This is a genomic window from Pseudonocardia pini, assembly GCF_013870575.1.
GTDB lineage: Bacteria > Actinomycetota > Actinomycetes > Mycobacteriales > Pseudonocardiaceae > Pseudonocardia > Pseudonocardia pini.
In genome coordinates this window covers 1-2,760 of sequence record NZ_JACBXB010000738.1, presented here as the reverse complement: position 1 = coordinate 2,760, position 2,760 = coordinate 1, and the positions used below count along the sequence as shown (strand labels likewise).

The 2,760-nt window shown below is 70.8% G+C and carries 3 protein-coding genes; 2 read left to right on the top strand and 1 reads right to left on the bottom strand.

The annotated features are described in order from the left end of the window. Nucleotides 1-340: histidine kinase dimerization/phosphoacceptor domain-containing protein (locus H5J29_RS28105; protein WP_181784008.1), on the bottom strand; the 340-nt coding region annotated here is incomplete at its 3' end. 188 nt (nt 341-528) lie between these two features. Between H5J29_RS28105 and H5J29_RS28100 the strand changes: the two genes are divergently transcribed. Beyond that, complete coding sequence (locus tag H5J29_RS28100; protein ID WP_181784007.1) at nt 529-984, top strand: MarR family winged helix-turn-helix transcriptional regulator; 456 nt, start codon at nt 529-531, stop codon at nt 982-984. Then, a partial coding sequence (locus H5J29_RS28095) for an MDR family MFS transporter (protein ID WP_181784006.1) occupies nt 981-2,760 on the top strand: 1,780 nt, incomplete at its 3' end. The genes H5J29_RS28100 and H5J29_RS28095, both read left to right, overlap by 4 nt.

The following is a 2,760-nucleotide window of genomic DNA, read 5'->3' as shown; positions in this document are numbered from 1 at the left end:
CGTGTTCAAGAAGATGTTCGACGACGGGCTGATCTACCGCGCCGAGCGCCTGGTCAACGATCTCCCAGGTCAGGGCCGCACCGGCGGACCGGGCGTCGACCAGCAGGGGCTCGACGTCCGCGAGTCCGGGCTGCGGCGCCCGCTCGGTCCCGTCCGTGCCGGGTTCGGTGCTGCGCAGGACGCCGAGCAGCCCCTGCATCTCGGAGAGGGCCTCCCGCGCCGCGGACGCGACCTCGGCGAGCTCGGCACGGGCCGGATCGGGGAGGTCTCCGATCCGGTAGGGCGCGGTCTCACAGCGCACGGCGATCATGGACATGTGGTGGGCGACGACGTCGTGCATCTCCCGGGCGATCCGTGCGCGCTCCGCCTCCCGAGATCGCGTGCGGAAAGAGTAGGGGGCGGCCCGACGGCGACGTCATGGGGATCACGTCCGATGCGGGACGCAACGGTTTGCGCCGAGCCCCTCCGAGGTCCATGCTTGCGGCCGACAACTCGTTGCGTGATACACGCAAAGAGCAGGTAAAGGACATGACGGTGATCCAGGAGGACCTCGACGTCGCGGACCGGTTGGTCGCCGACGTCGTGCAGCTCGTACGGCTGCTCAAGCGGATCGGCCCCGCCATGCGCGGGCTCGACTCCGCCAGCTTCCCGGTGCTCGCCCGCCTGGCGGCGGACGGGCCGCAGCGCTCCGGCGAGATCGCGGCCGCGATGTGCGCGGACCCGTCGACGGTCAGCCGCCAGGTCGCCGGGCTCGTCCGCGCCGGGCTCGTCGAACGCCGGGCGGATCCCGAGGACGGGCGCGCCAGCCTGCTCGCCGTCACCGAGGACGGGGACCGGGTCCTCGACCACGAGCGCCGGACCCGCGCCGAACGCCTCGCCGAGGCGCTCGCCGACTGGACCCCACAGGATCGCGAGGCCTTCGCCGACCAGTTCGGCCGCTTCGTCGCCGACCTGCAGAAGATGCACGAGAGGGACACCCGTTGACCACCCCGACCACCTCCGCCGCCCCCGCGCGGCAGGCCCCCGACGACCGGGGCGGTGAGCTCACCCACAAGCAGATCCTCACCATCCTGGTCGGGCTCGCCCTCGGGATGTTCCTGGCCGCGCTCGACCAGACCGTCGTCGCCACCGCCATCCGCACCATCGCCGACGACCTCGGCGGGCTGGCCCAGCAGGCCTGGGCCACCACCGCGTTCCTCATCACCGCCACGATCACCACGCCGCTCTACGGCAAGCTCTCGGACATCTACGGCCGCAAGCCGTTGTTCCTCACCGCGATCTCGATCTTCATCGTGGGCTCGGTGCTGTGCACCTTCGCCACCTCGATGTACATGCTCGCGGGCTTCCGCGCGGTGCAGGGGCTCGGCGCGGGCGGGCTCTTCTCGCTGGCCCTGACGATCCTGGGCGACATCGTGCCGCCGCGGGAGCGGGCGCGGTACCAGGGCTACATCCTGGCCGTGTTCGGCACGTCGAGCGTGCTCGGCCCGGTCATCGGCGGGCTGTTCTCCGGCCAGGAGTCCATCGCCGGGATCGACGGCTGGCGCTGGATCTTCCTGGTCAACGTGCCGATCGGGCTCGTCGCCCTGGTCGTCGTGGCCAAGGTGCTCAACGTGCCGCACGTCAAGCGGCCGCACCGGATCGACTGGCCCGGCGCGCTGACCCTGACCATCGGCCTGGTGCCGCTGCTGATCGTGGCCGAGCAGGGCCGCGAGTGGGGCTGGGGCTCCGACCGGTCCATCGGCTGCTACATCATCGGCGCGATCGGTCTGGTGCTGTTCGTCTTCTGCGAACGGGGCCTGGGAGACGACGCGCTCATCCCGCTGCGGCTGTTCCGCAACTCCGTGTTCAGCCTGACCAGCGTGGTCGGGATCATCGTCGGGATGGGGATGTTCGGCGGCATCGCGCTGCTGCCCCAGTTCCTGCAGATCGTGCACGGGGCCAGCCCCACCGAGTCCGGCTTCCTCATGCTGCCGCTGGTCGGCGGGATCATGGTCGCCGCGATCGTCTCCGGCCAGGTGACCTCGAAGACCGGGAAGTACAAGATCTTCCCGATCATCGGCACCGCGCTCATGGTCGGCGCGATGCTGCTCATGCACTTCCGGGTCACGTGGGACATCCCGCTGTGGGAGCTCGACCTCTACATGGCGATGTTCGGCCTCGGCCTCGGCTGCTGCATGCAGACCCTCGTGCTCGCCGTGCAGAACGCGGTGCCCGCGCGGGACATGGGCGTGGCGACGGCCTCGTCGACCTTCTTCCGGCAGATGGGCGGCACGCTCGGCACCGCCGTCTTCCTCTCGGTCCTGTTCTCCACGGTGGGCACCAAGATCACCGACGCGTTCCAGGGCGACGCCGGCCAGGTCTTCCGCGCCGCGGCCGCGGACCCCGCGGTGGCGGCGAACCCCGCCAACCAGCAGATCCTGCAGGGGGCACAGTCCGGTGACCTCTCCACGTCCTCGGGCGTGCTCAGCGACTCCGCCTTCCTGCAGCAGATCGACTCCCGGCTCGCCCGGCCGTTCCTGGTCGGGTTCACCGACTCGATGACGCTCGCCTTCCTCCTCGTCGCGTTCGTGCTCGCGGTGGCGTTCGTCTTCGTGCTGTTCATCAAGGAGTTGCCGTTGCGCACCATGTCCGGCGCCCAGGCCAGGCTGGCGGAGGAGGCGGCGGCGATGCCCGCCGTCGAGCCCGCCGAGACCGTCGTGGGGCAGTCGTTCGATCCGCCCGGCGCGACGAGGCTCTGGTGCAGGTGCCAGCCCGACGCGT